Genomic DNA, 2,187 nt, shown 5'->3' with positions numbered 1-2,187 from the left:
GGCCAGAGCGGACTCCGAGTGCCCCGCGTCGACGAGTCCGCACGATGGGGCGTCGGCGTCAACGAGTTCGATTAGCCCGGCGTCGGCAGTCGCCGACCCGGAGGGCGCCGAGTCGTCGCTGGTCGCGGTCGTCGACGTCTCGACCGCGTTCGCAAGGTCAAGAGGCGGGTCGACCTCGTCGGGATCAACGATCTCCCCAACGCCCGGAAGAGAACCCGCGAGGCGGGCGGTCTCGATCGCGTGCCGCTCGGACACGCGCCCATCCGCGAAGGCGCGCCACATCTGCGGGCAGCGGCCCTGCAGCATCTCGGCTCGAGCCGCGCGCAGACGAACCGTCTGCTCGGACAGGCGCAGACGCACGGCGATCTCGGCCACAGCGGCGCGCTCGGCGATGTCGACGCGGTCACGACGCACGGCGGCCGTGCGGCGGCCGCGAGGGTCGATCCAGTCGGGGTCTTTCGTCGGATCGGGACCGACCCACGGCGCCGGATCGGCCGCGGCGCGCGCGAGGATCGCCGCGATCAAGCGGTACTCCTCGGCCGTCGCCCGCTGCCGCTCCGCGGCGACGATCTCGAGGTGGCCGAGTCGTGCGTCGAGGTCGGAGACCGTCTGGTCGTGCGCGGATCGTCGCGCGCCGAGACACTCGGCATCGAGCCACTCGGCATCGAGCCACTCGTCCTCGACCCGCTCGTCGTCCATCCGCGCGTCGGATGCCGGGGGGTCCGGCACGCGGGAGGGGACGACGGCCTCGGCCTCGGCGCCGTCGTACCACTCCACGGCGGCGCTGTGACGGAGGGCGGCCCACGCGGCATCCATCTCGAGTTCGTCGTCGCTGGGCCACGGCGCGCCGTCGCACTCTCGGAACACCGGCGAGGGCCGGGTCGCGGAGCGTGCGGGGGAGGTCATGCGGGAACGGTATCGCGGACCTCCGACATCGGACCCGCGGGTCGGTCAGGGGCCGGAACGAAGGGGTGGAGCGGAATCAGTCGGGGCCGGATCGGCCCGATGACGAAGGGCGTTCGGGCGGCGAGTTTCACACCGAGGAGACGTCGACGTCCGAGCCGGATGGACGGGACAGAGCGGGATCGGGGGTGAATCAGCCTGGTGCTGAGAGGGCGTTCGCGGGCCGGATCGGCGGCTGGAGAAGGTCCGGGTGAGCACCGCTGCCTCGAAGAGGGGCGAGGGCCGGATCGACTCGGCCGAGGGGGCGTTCGGCCGCCGCACCCACAAGCTGACGTGAGGATCGAACCGCCGAGGCGAGCGCCGAAGCGACGGATCGCAGACCCGGGCGTGCGGGGTTCTCCCTCGAGCCCCGCCGCCCGACGCCGGTCAGCGGATCGGCCAGGCTCCGTCGACGGGAGGGGCCGTGGCATCCAGCCGTCCGATCTTGACGAAGTACTCGGTCAGGCTCGCCGCCTGCGCCCGCGCCCACGCGATCTGACGCGTGTGCAGTTCGTCGAGGGTGGGCGGCATCCAGGGCCCGAACCGTTCGGCCAGCGCGAGAGCCAGGCGACCCGCCGCGACCGCGTCGGCGCAGGCCTCGTGCGCGGACTCGAGGGGAACGGCGTAGTGCTCGGCGACGACCGAGAGCGTGCGCTTGCCGCGACGGTAGCGATCGAACGTCTTGTCGACGACGAGCGGGTCGATGACCGGCGACGGCGCATGGATCGGCGTGACGCCGTGCCTGACGGCCTCGTTCTTGAGCATCGAGAAATCGAACGGGGCGTTGTAGGCGACGACCGGGATGCCGGCGGCGAACAACGCCGTCAGTGCCTCGACCACCTCGGCGACGACGCGCGGCGCGGGCGCCCCCTCGGCGCGCGCATGCTCGGTGGTGATGCCGTGGATCGCCGCCGCCCCCGCCGGGATCGCAATCCCGGGATCGGCGAGCCAGTCGCGCGCGTCGACGACGTGACCGTCGACGTCGAGCACCCCCACGTGCGCCGAGACGATGCGATCGTTCTCGACGTCGACCCCGGTCGTCTCGAGATCGAACACGCCGACGAGGCGCGCCCACTCGGGCGTCTGGAAGAGGGGGAGCGGCTCGGCCTGCCACGTGGTCATGCGCCCACGGTAGAGCGCAGCTCCGACATCGCCGTCGAGGCGCGCAGGACAGAGGGGCGGGATGCCGCGGGGCGGCCGCGAGCGAGACGGTCGCGCGGTCGGGAGGGATCGTTCGGGCCGTCG

General features: G+C 72.7%; 1 protein-coding gene and 1 pseudogene. Both read right to left on the bottom strand.

Annotated features, from left to right (window positions below):
- Window positions 1-906 (bottom strand): annotated as a pseudogene (locus DBR36_RS17785) (hypothetical protein); the annotation flags it as partial.
- A 423-nt stretch (window positions 907-1,329) separates the two neighbouring features.
- On the bottom strand, window positions 1,330-2,064 hold the full coding sequence (locus tag DBR36_RS11955; protein ID WP_108319672.1) for an exonuclease domain-containing protein: 735 nt from the start codon (window positions 2,062-2,064) through the stop codon (window positions 1,330-1,332).
- Window positions 2,065-2,187: the final 123 nt, after the last annotated feature.

The sequence above is a fragment of the Microbacterium sp. HMWF026 genome, from assembly GCF_003061325.1.
Taxonomy (GTDB): Bacteria; Actinomycetota; Actinomycetes; order Actinomycetales; family Microbacteriaceae; genus Microbacterium; species Microbacterium testaceum_E.
This window is presented reverse-complemented; position numbering and strand designations above follow the sequence as displayed.